The organism is Sphaerisporangium dianthi, from assembly GCF_042654065.1.
Classification (GTDB): domain Bacteria; phylum Actinomycetota; class Actinomycetes; order Streptosporangiales; family Streptosporangiaceae; genus Sphaerisporangium; species Sphaerisporangium dianthi.
The window spans coordinates 73616-95025 of sequence record NZ_JBHSFP010000018.1; the positions used below are offsets into that span (position 1 = coordinate 73616).

The following is a 21410-nucleotide window of genomic DNA, read 5'->3' on the forward strand; positions in this document are numbered from 1 at the left end:
CCTTTCAGCCGGGAGTGGGTCAACTGTTGTCCAGATGGACCAAGCGTTGCCTATGGTACGGTCACGGCGTGGTTTCCGAGGCCAGCCGGCCCGAGAAGGTCTCCCCGAAGTCGGCTCGCGCCGGCCTGCGCGGCTTCCTCAAGGGCTTCGTCCAGCATCCGGTCATCGTCTCAAGGGTTTTCGTCACCCGGGTCAAATCCGACCCGATGCGGGTGGCGCAGGCCGCGGCGGAGGCCATGCCGCCACGCCTGCGCCCGGCCGTCGGCAGGGTCGCCTGGCCGGTGGCCCGCGTCGTCCGGGTGACCGCCCGCAAGATCGCCAGGCGGATGGCCGACGGCCCGCTCGAGGCGGCCAAGGCCGAGTTCGAGCTCGGCCGCATGACCAAGGCCGTCGAGGTCCTGCGCCCGCACGCGCGCTGGCCGTTCATCCGCCGCCGCATCGCCTACTACGAGGGCGAGAAGGCCGCCATCGGCGCCGCCCCGATCCCGCCGAAGTCCAAGGTGATCGTCGGCGAGCGCGTCGCGGGCCGCGTGCTCCACTGCGTGACCAACGCCCTGCCGTACACGCAGGCCGGGTACACCGTCCGCACCCACCGCATCGTGACCGCCCAGCGCGCCGCGGGGCTCGACCCGCACGTCGTGACGAGCTGGGGCTGGCCGATGCTCCAGGGCCACGCCGACGCCGAGCCGTACGAGGAGATCGACGGGGTCCCCTACCACCGCCTGCTGCCGAGCGGCGAGGTGCCGTTCGAGAGCCGCGGGCGCATGGTCCGCGGCGCCGGCGAGGTGACCGAGCTGGTCAGGACGCTGCGCCCGCAGGTGCTGCACGCCGCGACCGACCACCGCAACGGCTCGGTGGCGCTCGCCGTGCGCGAGCGCACCGGCACGCCGCTGGTGTACGAGGTGCGGGGCTTCCTCGAAGAGACCTGGGCCTCGCGCGACCCGGCCCGGGTCGGCAGCGAGCGCCACCTGCTCCAGCGCGAGCGCGAGGCGCACATCATGCGCTCGGCGAACGCGGTGGTGACGCTGGCCGAGACGATGGCGGCCGAGATCGTCGAGCGCGGCGTCCCCCGGGAGAAGATCTTCCTGGCGCCCAACGCCGTGGACGACACGCTGCTGACCGCCGACTACGACGGCGCGGCGTTCCGCGCGGCGTACGGCATCGCGCCGGGCGAGATCGTGGTCGGCTCGGTGTCGAGCATCGTCGGCTACGAGGGCTTCTCCACGCTGCTGTCGGCCGCCGCGCAGTTGCGCGACGCCAGGACCCCCGTGCGGGTGCTGATCGTCGGCGACGGCGCCGAACGGCCCGCGCTGCTCGCCCAGGCCGAGAAGCTCGGCCTCGGCGACCTGGCGATCCTGCCCGGCAGGGTCGGTCCCGAGGAGGCTCTCCAGGCCCAGTCGGCCATCGACATCTTCGTCTGCCCGCGCGAGGACCTCCGCGTGTGCCGCCTGGTCACCCCGCTGAAGCCGGTGGAGGCGATGGCGCTGGGCAAGCCGGTGGTGCTGAGCGACCTTCCCGCTCTGTCAGAGCTGGTCGGGTCGGACGGCGCCGGGCTGCTGGTGCCGCCGGGCGACCCAGGGGCGCTGGCCAAGGCGCTCGCCGGGCTGCGCGAGGACCCCGCGCGTCGTGCCGAGATGGGCGAGGCCGGTCGCGCGGAGGTCGCCGCTAAGCGCACCTGGAGCCGCATCGCCGAGAACTACAAGACGATCTACCAGTCTCTCACCGGGTGATGGACGCCAGATGACCCTCGTGAAACCATCGCTTGGTTACCCGTTCAATCGCATTAGACGTGATCTGTGCGGAGTTGAGATAGCCTTTCCCACCATGCAGTGTTGTTTGGGACTCTCTCAGGTCGCCACGTGAGCGGTTACGATCTCGCGGTCATCGGCCTCGGGTACGTGGGCATGCCTCTCGCCAAGGAGGCCACAGGCGTCGGCCTCCAGGTCGTCGGCCTGGACATCGACCAGCGCAAGGTCGACGCCCTGACCTCCGGCCGCTCGTACATCGACGACCTGAGCGATGCCGACCTGGACTCGATGCTGACGAACGGGTTCACCGCCACGCTGGACCAGTCGATCCTGGCCTGCAGTGACACCATCGTCATCTGCGTGCCGACCCCGCTCGACGAGGACCACCGTCCAGACCTGTCGGCCGTGCGCGGCGCCGTCGACTCGGTGGGGCGCTACCTCCAGCGCGGCGCGCTCGTCGTCCTCGAGTCGACGACCTACCCCGGCACCACCGACGACGTCGTGCGCCCCATCCTGGAGGAGGCTTCCGGCCTCACCGCGGGCGTCGACTTCCACCTCGCCTTCTCGCCCGAGCGCATCGACCCGGGCAACCCCAAGTTCGGCCTGCGCAACACGCCCAAGGTCGTCGGCGGCTACACCGAGGCCTGCCGCGACCGCGCGGCGGCGTTCTACGGCCGGCTGGTCGAGCAGGTGGTGACGGTCAGCGGCACCCGCGAGGCCGAGATGGCCAAGCTGCTGGAGAACACCTACAGGCACGTCAACATCGCGCTGGTCAACGAGATGGCCATCTTCTGCGACGAGCTCGGCGTGAACCTGTGGGAGTCGATCGAGGCGGCCGCCACCAAGCCGTTCGGCTTCCAGAAGTTCCTCCCCGGCCCCGGCGTCGGCGGGCACTGCATCCCGGTGGACCCCTCCTACCTCTCCCACGCCGTGCGCAAGCTCGGCTACCCGTTCCGCTTCGTGGAGCTGGCGCAGGAGATCAACGAGCGGATGCCGGCGTACGTCGTGGCCCGCGTGCAGCGCCTGCTGAACCGTGCCAAGAAGCCGGTGAACGGCTCGCGCGTGCTGCTGATGGGCGTCACCTACAAGCCGGACATCGCCGACGAGCGCGAGACGCCCGCGGTGCCGGTCGCCCGCGCGTTCCGCGACCTCGGCGCCGAACTGGTCTTCGCCGACCCGCACGTCAAGCGGTGGACGGTCGACGGGGTCGAGGTGCCGCGCGAGAGCGATCTGGCGGAGGCGGTGGAGAGGGCGGACGTGACCGTGCTCCTCCAGCAGCACTCCGAATTCGATCTGGACATGGTCCAGGAACGAGCGCATCTACTTCTCGACACCCGGGGCGTCCTCACCGAGGGCGATCGCGTCGAGCGGCTCTGACGGGCGGAGGGTCGGCGCGTGCACGTGCTTGTCATGACGGTGGTCCACCACCCTGAGGACGCCCGGATCCTGCACCGGCAGATCCGCGCGCTCGTGGACGCCGGTCATGTGGTCACGTATGCCGCGCCCTACACCGCACGCGGCGTCGTGCCGCGGTCGTGGGTCACCGGGGTCGATCTGCCGAGGGCCGCCGAGCGTAAGCGCCTGGCGGCCGTGCGGGCGGCGCGCAGGCTCTTCAAGAGCCTGCGGGGCCAGGTCGACCTGGCGCTCATCCACGACCCCGAGCTGCTGCTCGCGGTCGCGGGCGTGCGGCGGCGCCCGCCGGTGGTCTGGGACGTCCACGAGGACACCCCGGCGACGCTGTCGCTGAAGCCGTGGCTGCCCTCCTTCCTGCGGCCTCCGACGCGTTTCCTCGCGCGGATGCTGGAGGGCACCGCCGAGCGCCACCTGCACCTGCTGCTTGCCGAGACCGCCTACGCGGGCCGGTTCCGTCAGGCGCACCTGGTCGTGCCGAACGAGACCTGGGTGCCCGACCACGTCAGCGAGCCGTCCGACGACCGGGTGGTGTACCTCGGCTGGCTGTCGGAGGCCCGCGGCGTGCGGGAGGCCGTCGAGGTGGGCCGGCTGCTGCAGCCGCACCGCGTCGCGGTGGAGCTCATCGGCTACGCCGACCCGCAGAGCAGGCCGATGCTCAACAAGGCCGTCGCCGACGGTGTGCTGGAATGGCGTGACTTTATGCCCAACGACGAGGCGCTCAAGCGGCTCGACGGGGCGCTGGCCGGGCTCTCGCTGCTGCATGACGAGCCCAACTACCGCCACTCCATGCCCACCAAGATCGTCGAGTACATGGCGCACGGCATCCCGGTCATCACCACTCCGTCGCCGAGGGCGGTGGAGCTGGTGGAGCGTTACCAGAGCGGCGTGGTCGTGCCCTGGCGCGACCCGCAGGCCGTCGCGCGGGCGGTCCTGCGCCTGCGCAACGATCCCGAGGCGCGCAAGGCCGCCGGCGCGCGCGGGTACGCCGCCGCCCGGGCGAACCATCACTGGCCGAACTCGGCACGCAGGTTCGTGACCCAGCTCGAGGCCTGGGCTGGTGTGAAGAAGTAGGCCCCTGGACGCCGCCCGCCGGGCGGGACGGGCCCGCGCGCGGGCGCGCCGGGACGCCGATGCGACGCTGGACAATCTTTATCAGCGCCACAACTTAAGGACGGTAATCTCCTGAAGGTGCGCGGCCTCACACTGCTGCTGGGTGCGGCCCTCCTGGCCGCTGTCGCAGCGATCGTCATGGTTCTGCCGGACTCCTCCGGCGGCTCGAAGACCGCGGCGACGACCCCGGCGCAGAAGACGAAGACGGCGAGCCCCACGCCCTCCACGAGCGTGTTCAGCGACCCCTGTGGAACGTTCGACACCACCACCCCGACCCCGTACGCCGTCACCGGGTACTGGCTCGTCCCGACCTCCGACCACTGCACCTGGCGCAGCCAGCTCCAGGCCATCCACAGCGTCGGCGGGGACACCGTCGTCCGCCTCGGCTTCGGCCTGCAGGCGCGCGCCGTGGACGGCGACGGGCGAGTGCTGGACGCCGAGGGCAAGAACCCCGACCCGCGCTTCGAGAAGTGCCAGGAGAACGGCCTCACCTGCGTGCAGGCCGCGGAGTCCGCCCTCAAGGCCGCCAACCCCGGCAACCGCATCACCTGGACCTACATCTACCGGACCGACGAGGCCTTCGGCCCCGACCTGTTCCGCTGTCCCCAGATGGAGCACACCATCACCCTGGGGGACGAGGTGTTCTACCGGGTGCTCACGCCCGACGACGGGTCGGACAACCCGAGCTGCGACTTCACCTCCAAGGGGCTCGGCTACCACCTGGTCCTCGTCGACGGGGCGCCCAAGGACAGCCTGACCGAGATCCTCGACCTGGCCGACCGCTTCGCGATGAAGGTCTTCCCCGCGCTGCCCGTGGCGCCGCGCGACCGCGTGGAGCCCACCAGGGCCGACCCCCGGCACATCGGCACCCTGACCACGCTGACCCGGCGCGTCCTGCAGGACTACGGAGACCGCTTCAAGGACCGCGCCTCGCTCGGTGGGGTCTACCAGCCGTTCGAGCTGCAGATCAGAGACTGGCCCGACCCGTCGGTGGTGCCGACGCTGCAGGTCTACGCCGAACAGCACGACATCGTGCAGCAGGAGCTTCCCGGCAAGCCCATCATGGTCAGCCCGTACCTGGACGGGCGCAGGGCCAAGAAGTTCACCTCCACCCCGGCTCAGGTGAAGGCCGGGTTCAAGGCGCTCGCGCGTACGGGCGTCGGCATCGTCGCCCCGCAGGACAGCCGCGGCACCGGCAAGGTCGGCCTGTTCTGGCCCAACCTGAAGGGCCAGGAGGTCGACGACCGGCTCAAGCCCGTGGTGGGCGGCACCACCTACGGCAAGGCGTACTACGGCGCCACGCGGGACTACTACCGCGCCATGGCCGAGGCCCTCGCGGAGCTGCGCGCCGAGGGGGACGACGTCCAGCTCTGGGCCAACGTCGAGGCGTTCGAGCCCGCGGGCGACGGCGCCTGCGAGGCGGGCGGCAAGCGGGGGACGACCGACAAGAAGCGACTGGACTCGGCGATCACGTTCGTGGGGCCGTACGTCTCGAAGATCATCTCCTACAAGTGGAGCAGTTTCTTCACCTGCGGGAGCCCGACGCTCGCCGAGCAGGTCGCCCAGGACTGGAACCGGCCCATCCCCATCCAGGCCATTCCCGCCAAACGCGGCATCCAGGACGGGGTGGAGATCCGCGGCTACAACGTGACCGGCGCCAAGGTCTCGCTGAGCTGGTACGGCGGAGAGGAGCCGCGCGAGACGGACGCGGCCACCGCCGGGTGGTCCGACCCCTCGCCGATCCCCGGCCTGCCGGGCGCCGTCCGGAAGATCTGGGTGCCCGTCGACTGGGCCTCGATCCCCGCGGACGCCTGGGTGCGCGTGGAGGTGACCTCACAGGACGGGCGGCGGGCCAATGCCCCGGTCTACCTCAATCGAGGGAGATGACGGTCTTCGGTCCTCCTTTCCCGGTGTAACGTGCGTCCCATGGTTCCGCGCATACCCGTCAGCGTGGATCTCGTCGTGCTGACCGTGCGCTGCCAGCAGCTCAGCGCTCTCGTCTGGCGGCGCGACCGCCCGCCGTACGAAGGGCGCTGGGCGCTCTCAGGCGGCTTCATCCAGCTCGAAGAGGATCTGCCGGCCGCCGCCTCCCGCGTCCTCGCCGAGCGTGCCGGGCTGCCGGGCGCCCCCGTGCACCTTGAGCAGCTGCGCACCTACGGCTACCCCGACCGCGACCCGCGCCAGCGGGTGGTCAGCGTGGCCTACCTCGGGCTCGCGCCCGACCTGCCCGCCTCCACCGAGGCCCACATGAGCTGGCAGCCGGTGAGCTCGCTGGAGGTCATGGCCTTCGACCATCGGCGCATCATGCTCGACGGCATCGAGCGCGCCGGGGCCAAGCTCGAGTACACCTCGCTGGGCGCGGCCTTCTGCCCCGCGGAGTTCACGGTGGCCGACCTGCGGCGGGTGTACGAGATCGTGTGGGGCCGTCCGCTCGATCCGCGCAACTTCCACCGCAAGGTCACCAAGGCCGACGGCTTCCTGGTGTCCACGGGGCGCACGACCACGCGCGACGGCGGCCGGCCGGCCATGCTCTACCGCCGCGGCGGCGCCGAGCTGCTCCACCCCCCCATGCTCCGCCTCGGCGGCTGAGGCTCCCCGGCCGGTCCTTTCCACAGGGAGGGCCCTCAGGCGGTCGTTTTCCACAGATGGCGGGCCAGAGGGGCGCCGGACGATCGTCGCGTCATAAGGTGAGGTCATGCCGCGTTTCCGTCCGATTCTCGATGAGCTGGCCGCATACCGGCCGGGCAAGGCCGTGGTCTCCGCCGATGGCCGCTCCTTCAAGCTGTCGTCCAACGAGTCCCCCTACGACCCGCTGCCCTCGGTGCTGCGGTCGATCGCCGCAGCCGCGGCCGAGGTCCACCGCTATCCCGACCCCGCCTGCGTGCGGCTCACCGAGGCCCTGGCCGAGCGCTTCGGCGTGCCGCCCGAGCACATCGCGCTGGGCGCGGGCTCGGTGACCGTCGCCCAGCAGCTCTTCGCCGCCGTGAGCGACCCCGGCGCCGAGGTCGTCTACGCCTGGCGGTCCTTCGAGGCATATCCGCTGCTCGCCGACCTCGCCGGAGCCGTCTCCGTGCGGGTGCCCCTGGCCGCCGAGACCCACGACCTCGCGGCGATGGCGGCGGCGATCACCCCGAGGACGCGCATGGTCTTCGTGTGCAACCCCAACAACCCGACCGGCACCGTCAACCGCGCCGCCGAGCTCACGGCCTTCCTCGACCAGGTCCCGCGCGACGTGCTCGTCGTCCTCGACGAGGCCTACCGCGAGTACGTCCGCGACGCCGACGTCCCCGACGGCGTCACTCTGTACGCCGACCGGCCGAACGTGGCCGTCCTGCGCACCTTCTCCAAGGCGTACGGCCTGGCGGGCCTGCGCGTCGGTTATCTCATCGCGCACGAGCCCGTGGCCGCGGCCATCCGCAAGACGACGGTCCCCTTCGCCGTCAACAGCATCGCCCAGGCCGCGGCGGTCGCCTCGCTCGCCGCCGAGGACGAACTGCTCGAACGCGTCGAGACGGTCGTCAAAGAGCGCACGCGCGTCCGTGAGGCCCTGCTCGCCCAGGGGTGGGAGGTGCCGCCGACCGAGGCCAACTTCGTCTGGCTGCGCCTCGGCGACCGCACCGTGGAGTTCGCCGACCGGTGCGCCGTCGACGGCGTCGCCGTCCGCCCCTACGCCGGCGACGGCGCCCGCGTCTCCATCGGCTCCCGCGAGGCCAACGACACCTTCCTCACCGCCGCCGAGGCCTTCCTGCGGGCCTAGCGGTCAAGAACGGGTGTGCCGGTGTGCTCCAGGGGGGCCGGGCGGCGAGAGTGGCGCTCTGTGGAGACCACGAGCGCCACACCGACCACGATCACCAGGCCTCCGGCGATCATCTGGCCGGTGACCTGCTCCTGGAGCACCACCAGGCCGAGGCCGACCGCCACGACCGGGTTGACGTAGGCGTAGGTCGACACCAGTGAGATCGGCGCGTTGCCGAGCAGCCAGATGTAGGAGGTGAAGCCGACGAGCGAGCCGACCAGCACCAGGTAGGCGAGCGCCAGCCACGAGCCGCCGCTCACCTGGCCGAGGTGCAGCCGCTCGCCGGCGACCGTGCCCGCGATCAGCAGCCCGGCGCCGCCGACGATCATCTCGATGGTGCTGGCGACGAACGGGTCCTCCGGCATGGGGATCCTGCCCGACAGGAAGGAGCCGAGCGACCACGACAGCGACCCGATGAGCACGACCACGATGCCCGTGGTGTCGGACGACCCGCCGCCGGTGAGCGAGAGCCCGGCCACGCCGCAGAAGCCGATGAGCACCCCGCTGAGCGTGAGCAGATGGGGCCGGTCACGCGCCATCGTGCGGAAGATCACCAGCCAGAGGGGCACCGAGGCGACCAGGAGGGCCGCGAGGCCGGTCGAGATGTGCTGCTCGGCGACCGCCACCATGCCGTTGCCGCTGGTGAGCAGCAGCAGGCCGACGAGCCCGGCGCCGAACAGCTGCCGACCGCTCACGCGCAGCACCCCCGGCCCCTTGCGCAGCGCCAGCACGCCGCCGAGGATGACCGCCGCCGCGACGAAGCGCAGCCCTCCGCTCATCAACGGCGGGATGGTCTCGATCGTGAGCCTGATGCCGAGGTAGGTCGACCCCCAGACGACGTACACCGCCGCGAGCGCCGCCCATACCTTTATGTCACGAGTGTTCTGGCCCATGGCTCATGACAATATCGAGCCACTCCGACAGATCTCACGCGGGTATCAGACCGTGAGATGCGCCCGGCCCTTTCCGGCGCGCGACCGCCCCGCAATCGGCCGGCCGGCCGTGCCTCGGTCTTTTCCCGTGTGCGCCGTGGCGGACGTCCGCGACCGGCTGCCGGTGTGAATCGGAGGGAAAGCGTGCGCCTCTTCAGTGGATGTCCGAAGCGCGCTTCTGGGCGGGGTTTCTCCACAGCCTGTGGAAAACTCTGCGTCCGGAGCGTATGTGCTGTTCCCGGGTTCAGATGCGGAAATGTAATAATCCGCTGCCTTGAGGGCGCCGGTTATCCACAGGCTGTGGACAAGGCCGCGGTCACTCCGCGCAGGCAGAGTTGTGCGTCGCGACAGGCCGCCCGCCCCACACGGGCGGCCCGTCACGGAGGTCATCGTGGGCCGAGCTTCTCCACGATCAAACGGTAGAGCTGGCGCGGGCGGCCAGGCTGGGGGGTGCGATTCGGCGGGAGCGGCCACGCGAGTCCCTCGTCGACCAACGTGCGCAACAGCCGCCGAGCCGTGCGGGGAGTCACCCCGAGCATCCGCCCGGCGCTCTCCGCGTCCACAATCGTGTCCCCGCCTTCCAGCTTGGCGGCCAGCCTCGCGAGGACCTCCACGCCCTTCGGCCGGCCCTGCCCCGGCGCCTGCGGAGGCATCCGCGGAGCGGGGACGAGCGTCCGGCCCTCGCGGTCCACCGCGAAGCCCTGCGGCTGCTTGCCGGCCTGCGAGCGGGCCAGCGCCGCCCTGGCGTGCGTCTCGGCGTCATGGGTCGTGCGGCCCATGCCGACGCCGACCTCCACCGCGAGCCCGAGTTCGTCGCGGATGCGCGCGGCGAAGGGCAGGACCCGGAAACCGTCGGTGGCCGCGGCCATGGAACCGCGGGTCGCCGTCACCAGATAACTGTGGTCGTCGATCGCCCATACGGCGGCGTTCATCCGATTGGCCTCCTGCACCAGCAATCGGTGCAGAGACAGCCTGAGTTCGTCACGCCAGTACCTCGGAGCCGCCCGCCGTACGGGCTCGCGTAACGTCGGCACCTCGATGAGCACCACGGTGAGCTGCGATTCCTCCAGCCTGTGGTGGGCGCCGAGCAGCGCCGCCGTGTGCAGGGCGGTGCGCACCGCCGCGGAGGTCGGCCGCACCCGCACGGTGGGCACCCCGGCGGCCGCCAGCCGGTCGGCCACCGCGGGCAGGCAGGTCAGCGCGCCCGTCGTGGTGCCCTGCCTGACCAGCCGCTCGTGATAGGCGGCGACGGTGCCGGTCGCCCCCGGCTCCTCGCGCGTCTGCACCCCGCCCGTGGGGATGCCGAGGTCGGCGTAGGCCTCCTCGACGTCGGAGCGGCTCAGCAGGTCGATGCTGACCCTGCGCGGGTCGATGCGTTCGTCCAGCGCCGCCCTGGCCAGCGCCGCGGTGAGCGCGGGCCCGCCGAGCTGGACGAACGTCGCCGGAATCGTGAGCACGCCCGACCGCCGGGCCAGTTCGTACGGCACGGGGCTGGCGAACAGACAGGCGTCCACCCCCGGGCCGAGCCGCACCACCTTGTCGGCCGCCTCCTGTTCGTCCCGGTAGGCCGCGGCGACCAGCCGGCACGGAACCGGAGCCGCCGCATGGCCCATGAGCATCACCCGTTCGACCAGGTCGTGAGGCCCCACCACCCCGATGGTGAGGTCTGGGCCTGATGCGCCCACACGTGATCCTCGCGGAGTTTCTTCGGCCCTTTCGACCAATGTTCGTCCCATCCCGCCATACCTTCGATGGAGGCGGCCACGCCGTGCGGCACCGTCGACCGGGAGTCCGGCCCGATGAGCGCCCGGCGTGGCTTCCTCGCGAATTCCACTGGTCGAGTCCGCCTCGCGGGGACGCCGGTCAGGCCGTTTCAAAGGCGGCATGCGGCGTTCCCGGCTCGGGTTCGTCTCCCATCCGGTCTAGTCCTCTTTGGAACGATCGCTCGCCAAGGCACTAATGTCACGCCCGGATTTGCCGGAAAGCAGCTCTCCCATGCCCAGCGGGCATGGCACGGATGGCTATAAGGACAGGTCAGAGGCCGTTTACGGGCCGAGTCAGGTCGTAGGGGAAATCTCTCTTACCACATCTCCACCCAGGGCCTTCATACGCGCCGCGAGGTCGTGGTGCCCGCGGTCGATGAGGTAGCCGGGGGAGACGACGGTCTCGCCGTCGGCGGCCAGGCCCGCGAGCACGAGCGCGATGCCGGAACGCAGATCGTGCGCCGTGACTTCGGTGCCCGTCAGCGGGGTGGCGCCGTGGACGACCGCGCGGCTGCCCTCGATCTCGATGTTCGCGCCCATCTTGTTCAGCTCGCCCGCCAGCGCGAAGCGGCCGTCGAAGATGCGCTCGTGGATGTAGCTCGCCCCGTCGGCCAGACAGGCCACCGTCATGATCGGCGACTGCAGGTCGGTCGCGAACCCGGGGTAGGTGTCGGTGATGACGTTGATCGGGCGCAGCGGCCGGTCGCGCCGCACGTTCAGCACCGCGCCGTCGGTGGAGAACTCGACGCCCATCTGCTCCAGCTTCCAGCGCACGACGCCGAGGTGCGGAAGGGAGGCGCCGACCAGGTTGACCTCGCCGCCGGTGATGGCCGCGGCCATCGCGAACACGCCGGCGTCGAGCCTGTCGGGCATGACGCGGTGCTCCACGGCGGTGAGCTCGTCGACGCCCTCGACGGTGATGAAGCCGGTGCCGCCGCCGCTGATGCGGGCGCCCATCTTGGTGAGCATGTCGATGACGTCGAGGACCTCGGGCTCAAGGGCCGCGTTCTCGATGACGGTGGTGCCCTTGGCGAGCGCCGCCGCCATGATGAGGTTCTCTGTGCCGGTGTGGGAGGGCGTGTCGAGGTAGAGCGGGGCGCCGGTGAGGCCCGCGGCCTTGACGTGGATGACGCTCTCGCCCTCGTCCACGACCGCGCCGAGCCGCTTGTACCCGAGGTAGTGGAAGTCGAGGTTGCGGCTGCCGAGGTTGCAGCCGCCGACACCCTCGATGACCGCCTCGCCCAGGCGGTGGAGCAGAGCCGGGACGAAGAGCACCGACCCGCGGAACCGCCGCGCGATCTCGGCGGGCAGCACCGGGTTCGTGAGACGTGAGGCGTCGATGACCAGCGTCTGCTCGGTCTCGTGCAGCTCGACCTTCGCCCCCACGGCCTCGGCCAGCTCCACCGCCCGCCGGACGTCTTCGATGATCGGCACGTTGCGCAGCACCGTGCGGCCCTCTGCGGCCAGCAGCGCCGCGCCGATCATCGGGAGCACGGCGTTCTTCGCTCCCTGGATGAAGGCGGTTCCACGCAGGGCGTTGCCACCGCGCACGCGGTATCGAACCATATGTAGGGGCTCCTCGGAATCTGGTTAATGACGCGTCTGTCGAGCGGACGGCGGCAAGTTATCCGCCCACAGTAGCTCTTACGGGATGCTCGCCCGGCCACTTTGACGCCACTCCGCTGCCCCGTGAAGCGCTGATCATTCAGCGTGCGGACGCGTTCGCCGAGAAGTTCGGCGAAGCGGCGTGCAGCAGGGTGTTGGCGCGCTGATCGACGAACCGCGTCACCACCTGCTGGGCGTACCCGAACACCATGGCCCACACCAGGATCGAGGTCTGAGAGCTGAGGCCGCCGAAGCCGGGGACGAAGCCCGAGTTGAGGATCAGCAGCCCCACGATGGCGGTCGCCACACCGGCTGGAGCCTTGAGCAGGTTCTGGGCGACCGCGAGGGAGTAGCGGGTGGACAACTCGGAGCGGGTGGACAGGCTGGTGGCCGTGGCGAGCGCCGCGCCGAGCATCCCGACGAGCGCGACGAGCGGGACGTCCCCGTGGGTGGGCGCTCCCGCGCCCGTCGGGCACGCCTGGCTGCCCATGCCGCGCGGCCCCAGGGCCGCGAGCAGGGTCCCGCCGCCGCACATGGGGATCGCCGTGGGCCAGATCGCCCCGATGGTCACCAGCCCGGCGACGATCACCGTGAGGAAGGCCACCCCGCCGAGCAGCAGGTTGCGGAAGCTGCGCACCCGGCCGCTCTCGATCGACGCCATGCTGTACGCCGCCCTGAGCACCGCCTGCAGCAGCGACCGGTCGTGCTCGCCGATGTCACCCGCGGCGACGCGCGCGGTGAGGCCGACGAGCCGCGCGTCGTCGGCGGGCAGGTAGGCGCGGCCGGTGGCGAGCACCTCGGGGGCGCGCGCGTTCAGCTCGCCGGCCGGGAGCAGCCCGTAGAGCAGGATGGTGGCGCCGTAGATGTTGGACCAGGCCGCCTCGATGGCCTGCCCGGTCAGCCAGCGCCGCCAGCCCTGCCGCTCCTGCGCGTATCTCGCGGCGGCCCGCAGGTGGCGCTCGATGGCCTTGTGCAGCAGCCGCAGGCCGGGCTCGGCAGGCCTGGCGGCCAGGCACCGGCCGGCGTCGGCCTGGATCTCCTGGCCGCGCGAGGCGATGTGCACCCGCCACACCCCGGGCCAGCGCAGCACGTCCTTCTCGCCCATCCCGGTGATGTCCGCGAGTCCGCCCGAGTCCGCGAGTCCGCCCGAGTCCGCGAGTCCGCCCGAGTCCGCGAGCCCGCCCGAGTCCGCGGGGTCGCCGGGGTGCGCGGCGTCGCCGCGATGGGCGTCCCCGTCGGGCGCTCGGCCGTCAGGGGCGTCTCGTCCGTCACCGGACGCCTCGCCCGATCGCACGGCCGGGTCGGCTGCCATACGCTCCTCCAGGGTTCGCCCGTCCCCCTGGGCTTATCGCGACCCGCCGCCCTGGCGCTACCGTTTTGCGATCATCTGTGGGTCAGGCGCGGGCCGCGATGTCGGACCGGTGGTGGGAGCCGCGCAGCGTGACCAGCTCCACCTGGGCGTACGCGGCGGCGCGCGCCGCGGCGACGTCCGCGCCGGTGCCGACGACATTGAGCACCCGCCCGCCGGCCGACACGACCCGCCCCTCGGAGTCCAGCGCGGTTCCGGCGTGCAGGACGTAGGCGTCCTTCACGGCCGGGTCGAGACCTTCCACGCGGTCGCCCTTGACCGGGTCGGCGGGGTAGCCCTCGGCGGCGACGACCACGGTGACGGCCGCGCCGTCGCGGAAGCGCGGCGCCGGGTGCGAGGCGAGGGCGCCGGTCGCGCAGGCGAGCAGCAGCCCGGCGAGCGGCGTGTCGAGGCGGTCGAGCACCACCTGCGTCTCGGGGTCGCCGAAGCGGGCGTTGAACTCGATGACCTTGGGCCCGGCCTGGGTGAGGGCCAGCCCGGCGTACAGCACCCCGGTGTAGGGGGTGCCGCGCCGCGCGAGCTCGCCGATGGACGGCAGGACGACCTCGGCCATGACCTGCTCGGTGAGGCCGGGGGGCGCCCACGTCAGCGGCGTGTAGGCGCCCATGCCGCCGGTGTTCGGGCCCGCGTCGCCGTCGTAGGCGCGTTTGAAGTCCTGGGCGGGCTGGAGCGCGACGGCGGTCGTGCCGTCGCACAACGCGAACAGCGACACCTCGGGGCCGTCGAGGTACTCCTCGACGACGACGCGCCCGCAGGCCGCCGCGTGGGCGAGCGCCTCGGCACGGTCGGAGGTCACCACGACGCCCTTGCCGGCCGCCAGGCCGTCGTCCTTCACGACGTACGGCGCGCCGTACGCGTCCAGGGCGGCCTCGGCCTCCTCGGGGGTGGTGCACACCCGGGCGCCCGCGGTGGGCACGCCGGCGGCCACCATGACGTCCTTGGCGAACGCCTTGGAGCCCTCGATGAGGGCGGCCTCCTTCGACGGCCCGAAGCAGGGGATGCCCGCGGCGCGGACGGCGTCGGCCACCCCCGCCACCAAGGGCGCCTCCGGCCCGATGACGACGAGCTCGGCGCCCAGCCGCTGGGCCAGCGCCACGACCTGCTCGGGATCTGTGGGCACGACCGGGTGGAGCGCCGCCACCGCGGCGATGCCCGCGTTGCCCGGAGCACAGTGGAGGTCGGACACCGCGGGGTCCAGGCCCAGGGTGCGGCACAGGGCGTGCTCGCGGCCGCCGCTACCAATCACAAGAACGCGCACGTGGGGAGTCTACGGGCCAGTTCTGGGGTCACCGGACGCCGCGGTCGTCACCGCAGGTCGCGCCCATGGGGCCGTGACGGGGAACGATGAAGGGCCGGTGTTCACAGGCCGGACCCCGGCCTTTTGTCGACTTCTACATGATCGGGCGATCGCGCGGGGATGTAAGCTGAGGGCTGAAGCCTGCCCGTGGTACGTTTGGGCGGCTTTGGGCCGTCTCTCGAGAGATTGGAGGTGGAATCGGGATGACATCTGGTGATCCCAGCAGTACGTGCTCGCGCACGTACATCGTGCGCAGACCCGACCACTCCAATCCGGTGTCCGACTGAGAGCCACACGCCTGCTCTTCCCTGCGACGTTCGTCGCTTCATCTCGTTCTTCGCGCGTGGGTTCCCGATGTCGGGCGGGAAGGGACCGCCATGCGCTCGTCCACGCTTTTCCAGCGGATCAACCTGCACCCGCGCACCACTCACGTACGGCTTCGCACGTCGATGCCGGTCAGCGCGGTGCGCCGCGAGCAGGTGAACGGCCGCTGCGTTCCGCCGAGTGACTCACTGGTGCAGTACGGCGCCTACATCGCCGGCAAGCGCGTCCACGTCTCCGGCATCCCGGAGGCCGTCGGCCTGGTCCGCGAGCACAACGCCGCCTCCGAGACCGGTGGCGCCTACGTCTGGGTCGGGCTGCACGAGCCCGAGGCTCCCGAGGTCGAGTGGCTGGCCGAGGTCTTCGGCCTGCACCCGCTGGCCGTGGAGGACGCCATCAAGGCGCACCAGCGGCCCAAGGTCGAGCGTTACGGCGACTCGCTGTTCGTCGTGCTGAAGACCATCGCCTATCTGGAGCACGATGAGCTGACCGCCTCCAGCGAGATCATCGCCAGCGGCGAGATCATGGTGTTCGTCGGCCCCGACTTCGTGGTCACCGTGCGCCACGGCGAGCACTGCCCGCTCGCGGACGTGCGCGGCCGCCTGGAGGACAAGCCCAAGCTGCTCTCCCGCGGCCCCGCGGGCGTGCTGCACGCCATCGCCGACCACGTCGTCGACAGGTACCTCTCGGTCGCCGACCAGATGCAGGCCGAGCTCGAAGAGGTCGAGGCGGCCGTCTTCGCCGATGTCAGCTCCCGCGACATCGGCCGCATCTACCAGCTCAAGCGCGAGATGATCGAGATGAAGCGCGCGGTGACGCCGCTCCAGACGCCGCTCGGCGCCCTGCCGCAGCGCCGCATGATCCCCTCCGACATGCGCGAGTACTTCCGCGACGTCGTCGACCACCTCTCACGGGTCTGCGAGCAGGTCGAGTCGTCGAACGAGTTGTGCAACTCCATACTGCAGGCGGCCCTGGCCAGGTCCAACGCCCTGGCGAACGAGGACATGCGCAAGATCTCCGCGTGGGTGGCCATCATCTCGGTGCCCACGATGATCGCCGGCATCTACGGCATGAACTTCACCCACATGCCCGAGCTGAACGCCGCCTGGGGCTATCCCCTCGTCATCGGCGTCATGCTGGTCATCTGCTCCGTGCTCTATCGCGGCTTCCGCCGCAACAGCTGGCTCTGACCGCGGCCCGGCCGTCCGAGGACGGCCGCGGGCCGCTCAGGCCCGGACGCGCCGCCCCCGACCGGCTCCCGCGCTCAGACGGGCCAGGTCTCCTGGCGCCAGGCGGCGTCCCAGAACATCCACTCGTAGCGTGCCGTGGTGACGAAGTGCTCCAGCGCGCGGGCGCGCTGGCCGCCGGTCGCCTCCGCCCCGGCGCGGTCGGCCACCGACACCACCCGCCGCACCACACTCTGGAAGGCCTCGTCTCCGTACGCGGCGATCCACCGCCGGTACAGCGGGTCGGGTGACGATTCGGCCAGCAGCGCCTCGCCCACGCGGGCGTAGATCCAGTAGCAGGGGAGCACGGCCGCCAGGCCGTCCAGGAACGACCCGCCGTAGACGGTGGCCAGCAGGTAGCTGGTGTAGGCGCGGGTGGCCGGCCCGACCGGCAGGTCGGCGGCCTGCCCGGCGGAACCGCCGAGGTCGGCCATGAACGCGGCGTGCATCTCCTGCTCGGCGGCGATGGCGCCCACGGCGTCGCTCGCGAAGGCCCGCACGTCGTCCTCGTCCGGCGCCCTGGCCGCGCACACGGCCAGCGCCCGGGCGTAGTCGCGCAAGTAGTGCGAGTCCTGCACGACGAAGTGCCGGAAGGCCGCGCGCGGCAGCGTCCCGTCCACCAGCCCTCTGATGAACGGGTGGTCGAGGATCGCCTTGTAGGTGGGCGTGATGGCCTCCCACAGCTCTTCGCTGTAGGGCCGCGGACGCTCCCCCGAGACGGTGGGCTCGGACGTCACCATGGAACAACTCCCTACGCCGGCATGACCCGGTCAGGTTCGAGCGGTCTGCGGCCGCCTCAGCCGCACTCTCAGCCCGATGCGCCGGACTCCCGCGTTCTACTCGTCCGGTCGAGCTTAGGCCGTCGGCGCCGGCGAGCGGGAACGCCCGCGCTCCCGGCTCCGCGCGAGCTCGGCGAGCCGGCTTGCGCGGGGCGGGGTGCGCGCGGCCGGGAAGGCGCCCCGGAAACGTCGGTGCTGAGCCATAAGCTCCGGGGGCATCCGGAGATGTTCGGTTCGGTCGTGGCCCCGCGAGGCGTCGTCCATCGTGCGTTCGGCACCCCTTCACCCCACCAAGAGAGAAGTCGATGCTGTCTTTCGCCACCATCACCCGCACCGCCCGCGCGGCCGCCAGGCCCGCGCGCGCCGCCACGCCGAAGGCCAGGCAGACCCGGCTGGACGAAGAGCTTCTCGGGCTGCTGGTGACCACCTGGGCCGTCCGCACGGGACGCACCCCGCCGCGGCGCCCGCCGCACCAGCTCACCGCCGAAGAGCTGATGGACTTCTGGGCCGACGACGAGACCGCCACCGACAGGAATGCGAGATGAGCCAAGCGCCGCCACGTCGTCCCCGGAGACCGCGCCGATGCCCGCCGAACGCTCCCTGACCCCTGCGCCGCCCGTCCCCCCGAGCCGGCCGGGCGGCTCTCCGGCGCTGCTCAGGGGACGATGCGAAGTACCGGGCGCTGGTCGCGGATCCCGAGCAGTTCGCGGACACGGGGGAGGTGCCAGGCGAGCTGCGCGGCGAGCGCGGGCATGGTGAGGCCGGTCTCGGCCGCGGCCAGGTCGAACGCCTGGCGGAGCAGCGCGGGGTGCTCACCGGGGTAGCCGGTGATGGGCTCGCCGGCGAAGCCCGGCTGGTCGCGCAGGACGGCGAGCCGCTGGTAGGCGCGCCCGGCCGACGAGTCCGACAGCAGACCCACCTCGCGGCAGCGGTAGAGCAGCGAGTCGACCGAGACGCCCCAGGTGTTCTTCAGCTCGGCGAGCCTGCGCAGGTCGAGACGGCGGGGCAGTTCGGGCATGATGCTGTCGCGCGGGGTGAGGAACTCGGCGGCGAAGGTGTCGGCCTCGCGTTCCTGCTGGACGTCGCCCGCCGCCGTGTCGCCGTGCAGCACGAGATGGCCGAGCTCGTGGGCGGCGGTGAAGCGATAGCGGTGGATGTCGTCGAAGCGGTTGGCCGTCAGCACGACGATCGGCCGCGGCAGGTGCGAGGTGGAGAACGCGTCCACCGTGGTGGCGTCCTCGTCGGGCGGGGGAAGCACCACGACGATGCCGTGCGCCTCCATGTGGCGCACGAGGTGGCCGATCGGCCCGGTGCCGAGCGACCACCGGCCGCGCAGGGCCCGAGCGGCGGCGGCCGGGTCGCGAGAGGGCTCGATCCCCGTGTGCACCTCGCCGGCGGAGAACCCGGGCAGGTCGACCAGGGGAAGCCGGACGCGCTTCTCCAGCGCGTGGGTGAGCTCCCACACCTGTTCGACGAACGCGACCGCCTTGGCCCGCTGGTGCACGCGGGTGGAGCGCAGGCTGCGGAAGTGCGCCGTGGAGCCGTCGAGCTTGCCGTGCGGCCGTCCCGACAAGAAGAACGCCGGGGGGACGTCGAGGGCGTCGGCGAGGCGCGGGATGTGGTCGGGACGCGGGTGGGTCATGCCGGTCTCGTACTGGCCGATCGCCGCCGGGGTCACGCCGACGCGCTCGGCGAGGTCCTTCTTGGTCATCCCGGCGAGCCGTCGCGCCTGGGTCAGTCTGGCCTGGTCGAAGCCGTCGGCCACGGCCTGCGGGCTCGGTTCGCCGCCGGGGGTGCCGCGCCGTCTCGCCGGGCGCCGGCCCCGGCCGCCTTCACGGTCATTGATCGTCGTTCTCACGGTCGTCGGTTCGCCGGTTCGTCGTCGTGGTGAGGATGCGGTGTGGTCGCGGGCCGAGCCCGGGTGGTGGTCATGGTGAGGATGCGGTGGTCACGGGCCGGGCCGGACCAGTGCTGGTCGCGGCAGGCCGGTGCTGTGGTCGCCGGTCAGGCACGCTCTGCGGCATCGGCGGACGGAGGCTCGACGCCATGTTCGCCATGTTCGCCGTGTTCGCCGTCCGCGGGGAACGGCCTGCCGTTGGCGCGTTCAGTCTCGGGCCGGCTGCTGAGGGGAAGGCCGGGCTCGGCGATCTGGTCGAACCGCGACGCCAGGTCGGGCTCGGCGGCCGGGACGCTCTGCGGGACCCACGGCAAGGCGGTGAGCAGCGGGATCTGCTCGCAGTGGACCCAGTGGACGCGGCCCATGTCGTCGATCAGCTCTGCCTCGCCCCAGTAAAGCTTCAGGAGGCTGGCCTGGGCGTTCGCCGCGTAGGCGACGGGGATGAGTCGCGTGTCGGCGGGAAGCCGCGCGAGCAGGGGGCGCGCCTCGGCCAGCTCGCGCAGCCCGGCGGCCTCGCCCTCGTCGTCCCCATCGAGGTCCAGCACCTCCTGGTGGTAGCGCGTCTTGGGGCCGAACCGGGTGAACAGCTCACGGACCAGCGCCGACACCCGGCCGTCGCCGACCCGGGCCTCGCTGATCGGCGTGGTGTCGTCATCGGCGTAGCGGAACGGCAGGAGCAGGTTGCCGTCGAGCACGACGAGGTGGTGCGGCGAGCCGTGCGGCCGGACCACCTGGAACCCCGGCTCGTTCCTGAACCCGTCGACGAGGGCCTCGTAGCGCCGGGCCATCAGCGTGGACCCGTAGGCGTACCGCTTGTCGCTCCTGGAGGACTTCTGGGCGTCCTGCGCGTTGCCCGCCGCCTCCAGCAGGGACGCGGCGAGCCGGCCGCGCACCGCCTCGGCGCGCTCGCCGAAACGCTCGACGGCCCACGCCGACATCTCCGCCTGCATCGCTGACCTCCCGTGAGATCGGATCGTACGGGCCGCGGACGTCCCCGCCTCGCTGCGCGGGGCGCCCTTTGTCACTTCAGTTCCTCGCACCATACTCCCGCCGGCACTGCAGTTGATATTGGGACGCGCGGGAAAAGCCGGACGCCGGACGCTCGACCCGGGCGGGCGCCGGAGGTCAGACGGGGGGCGGTGACGCAGGGCGGCGCGGGTCAGGCCGGAGGGTGGGGCGGGGGGCGGAGGCAGGCCGGGGGCGGCGGGGGTCAGGCGGGGGTGGGGCGCAGGGCGGCGGTGGGCTCGGGGAGAGGGAGGCCGCGCCGGCTCCACACCTCGCGCATCCGGTCGGGGTAGTCGGTGACCAGCCCCGCCACGCCGAGGTCGATCATGCGTCCGGCCTCCTCGGGGTCGTTGACCGTCCAGACCACGACCGGCAGCCCGGCCGCCGCCGCCCCGGCCATCAGCCGCTCGTCGACCAGGACGCGGTCGGGGGACAGGGTGGTGGCTCCGATCGACGCGGCCGCCGCCGCGACGTCCCCGCCGAAGTCGGCGACGTGGTCGACGGTGAGCCACTCGGGCGTGAGCGTCGCCTTCTCGACCAGGGCGTAGCGGGCGGCGATGAGGCTCTCGGCGGCGCGCAGCACCCGCCAGTCGAAGCTGAGGATCGCCGCGCCGCCCAGCCGGCCGTGCCGGTCGAGCTCGGCGACCACCAGTTCGGTGAGCTCGAGCGGGTCGCCCGACAGGTCGGGCCTGGTCGGGTCGGACTTCAGCTCGACGTTCAGCCGCACGTCGTCGCCGCCGTAGGCGTCCACCAGGGCGAGGACGGCGCCCAGCGTCGGCATGCGGGTGCCGGGGATGGGGACCTGCGTGCGCGCGAAGGGGTCTGAGGCGGACTTCGGGTGCCGCACCCCAACGTCCAGCGTGCGCAACTGCTGCAGGGACAGCGAGCGGATCGGCTTGCCGACGTAGGGGAACTCGGGGTCCCCGGGGATCGCCGGGCCGGTGTCCGTGCTGGTCACCGGTGACACCGTCAGATCATGAGTGAGCACGAGCCGGCGGTCGGCGCTCAGCGCGACGTCGAACTCGATGGCGTGGACGCCCAGCCCCAGCGTGTAGGCCATACCCGGGAGGGTGTTCTCCGGGCGCAGGCCCCGTGCCCCCCGGTGGCCGTGTATCTCAACCTGCACAATGGCGCACCCTATCGTCCGCT

Annotated in this window: 17 protein-coding genes and 1 riboswitch; of the genes, 8 read left to right on the forward strand and 9 right to left on the reverse strand. The window is 71.9% G+C overall.

Features of this window, described 5'->3' with window-relative positions:
- The first annotated feature begins 68 nt into the window (after nt 1–68).
- From ACFO60_RS24290 to hisC, 6 genes are all read left to right on the forward strand, one after another.
- The gene (locus ACFO60_RS24290; RefSeq protein WP_380843776.1) at nt 69–1730 is read left to right on the forward strand and encodes a glycosyltransferase family 4 protein; all 1662 of its coding nucleotides are present in this window, start codon (nt 69–71) and stop codon (nt 1728–1730) included.
- Nucleotides 1731–1859: 129 nt separating this feature from the next.
- Nucleotides 1860–3125 (forward strand): nucleotide sugar dehydrogenase, encoded by a 1266-nt coding sequence (locus ACFO60_RS24295; protein ID WP_380843778.1) that lies wholly within the window; start codon nt 1860–1862, stop codon nt 3123–3125.
- A gap of 18 nt (nt 3126–3143) precedes the next feature.
- Nucleotides 3144–4232 carry a glycosyltransferase gene (locus ACFO60_RS24300; protein ID WP_380843780.1) on the forward strand — a complete coding sequence of 363 codons (1089 nt, stop codon included), beginning with the start codon at nt 3144–3146 and terminating at the stop codon, nt 4230–4232.
- A 117-nt stretch (nt 4233–4349) separates the two neighbouring features.
- Nucleotides 4350–6158 carry a DUF4434 domain-containing protein gene (locus ACFO60_RS24305; protein WP_380843782.1) on the forward strand — a complete coding sequence of 603 codons (1809 nt, stop codon included), beginning with the start codon at nt 4350–4352 and terminating at the stop codon, nt 6156–6158.
- Between the two features lie 39 nt (nt 6159–6197).
- Nucleotides 6198–6860, forward strand: coding sequence for an NUDIX hydrolase (locus tag ACFO60_RS24310; RefSeq protein WP_380843784.1), 663 nt, complete (start codon nt 6198–6200; stop codon nt 6858–6860).
- Between the two features lie 106 nt (nt 6861–6966).
- Nucleotides 6967–8028, forward strand: a complete 1062-nt coding sequence (gene hisC / locus ACFO60_RS24315) for a histidinol-phosphate transaminase (protein WP_380843786.1) — start codon at nt 6967–6969, stop codon at nt 8026–8028.
- On the opposite strand, the gene ACFO60_RS24320 is transcribed toward hisC, so the two are convergent.
- The 5 genes from ACFO60_RS24320 to purD all read right to left on the reverse strand — a co-directional run bounded on the left by ACFO60_RS24320 (nt 8025) and on the right by purD (nt 14994).
- The gene (locus ACFO60_RS24320; protein WP_380843788.1) at nt 8025–8960 is read right to left on the reverse strand and encodes an EamA family transporter; all 936 of its coding nucleotides are present in this window, start codon (nt 8958–8960) and stop codon (nt 8025–8027) included. The genes hisC and ACFO60_RS24320 overlap by 4 nt on opposite strands.
- Nucleotides 8961–9385: 425 nt before the next feature.
- A complete protein-coding gene (locus ACFO60_RS24325; protein WP_380843939.1) occupies nt 9386–10633 on the reverse strand; it encodes a transcriptional regulator in 1248 nt (415 codons plus the stop codon).
- Between the two features lie 423 nt (nt 10634–11056).
- On the reverse strand, nt 11057–12328 hold the full coding sequence (gene murA / locus ACFO60_RS24330; RefSeq protein WP_380843790.1) for a UDP-N-acetylglucosamine 1-carboxyvinyltransferase: 1272 nt from the start codon (nt 12326–12328) through the stop codon (nt 11057–11059).
- A gap of 139 nt (nt 12329–12467) precedes the next feature.
- Complete coding sequence (locus tag ACFO60_RS24335) at nt 12468–13679, reverse strand: hypothetical protein (RefSeq protein WP_380843792.1); 1212 nt, start codon at nt 13677–13679, stop codon at nt 12468–12470.
- Nucleotides 13680–13761: 82 nt separating this feature from the next.
- Nucleotides 13762–14994 carry a phosphoribosylamine--glycine ligase gene (purD, locus tag ACFO60_RS24340; protein WP_380843794.1) on the reverse strand — a complete coding sequence of 411 codons (1233 nt, stop codon included), beginning with the start codon at nt 14992–14994 and terminating at the stop codon, nt 13762–13764.
- A gap of 416 nt (nt 14995–15410) precedes the next feature.
- Between purD and corA the strand changes: the two genes are divergently transcribed.
- Nucleotides 15411–16544 carry a magnesium/cobalt transporter CorA gene (gene corA / locus ACFO60_RS24345; RefSeq protein ID WP_380843796.1) on the forward strand — a complete coding sequence of 378 codons (1134 nt, stop codon included), beginning with the start codon at nt 15411–15413 and terminating at the stop codon, nt 16542–16544.
- Nucleotides 16545–16618: 74 nt separating this feature from the next.
- Here corA and tenA read toward each other — a convergent pair whose 3' ends face one another.
- Complete coding sequence (tenA, locus tag ACFO60_RS24350) at nt 16619–17320, reverse strand: thiaminase II (RefSeq protein WP_380843798.1); 702 nt, start codon at nt 17318–17320, stop codon at nt 16619–16621.
- A riboswitch (TPP riboswitch) is annotated at nt 17312–17423 on the reverse strand. Its footprint overlaps the gene before it by 9 nt.
- Before the next feature lie 241 nt (nt 17424–17664).
- On the opposite strand from tenA, the gene ACFO60_RS24355 reads away from it, so the two are divergent.
- The gene (locus ACFO60_RS24355) at nt 17665–17904 is read left to right on the forward strand and encodes a hypothetical protein (protein WP_380843800.1); all 240 of its coding nucleotides are present in this window, start codon (nt 17665–17667) and stop codon (nt 17902–17904) included.
- Nucleotides 17905–18014: 110 nt separating this feature from the next.
- Here ACFO60_RS24355 and ACFO60_RS24360 read toward each other — a convergent pair whose 3' ends face one another.
- The 3 genes from ACFO60_RS24360 to ACFO60_RS24370 all read right to left on the reverse strand — a co-directional run bounded on the left by ACFO60_RS24360 (nt 18015) and on the right by ACFO60_RS24370 (nt 21387).
- On the reverse strand, nt 18015–19217 hold the full coding sequence (locus tag ACFO60_RS24360; RefSeq protein WP_380843802.1) for a helix-turn-helix domain-containing protein: 1203 nt from the start codon (nt 19215–19217) through the stop codon (nt 18015–18017).
- 146 nt (nt 19218–19363) lie between these two features.
- On the reverse strand, nt 19364–20206 hold the full coding sequence (locus tag ACFO60_RS24365; protein WP_380843804.1) for a hypothetical protein: 843 nt from the start codon (nt 20204–20206) through the stop codon (nt 19364–19366).
- Between the two features lie 260 nt (nt 20207–20466).
- A complete protein-coding gene (locus tag ACFO60_RS24370) occupies nt 20467–21387 on the reverse strand; it encodes a glycerophosphodiester phosphodiesterase family protein (protein ID WP_380843806.1) in 921 nt (306 codons plus the stop codon).
- Nucleotides 21388–21410 lie beyond the last annotated feature (23 nt).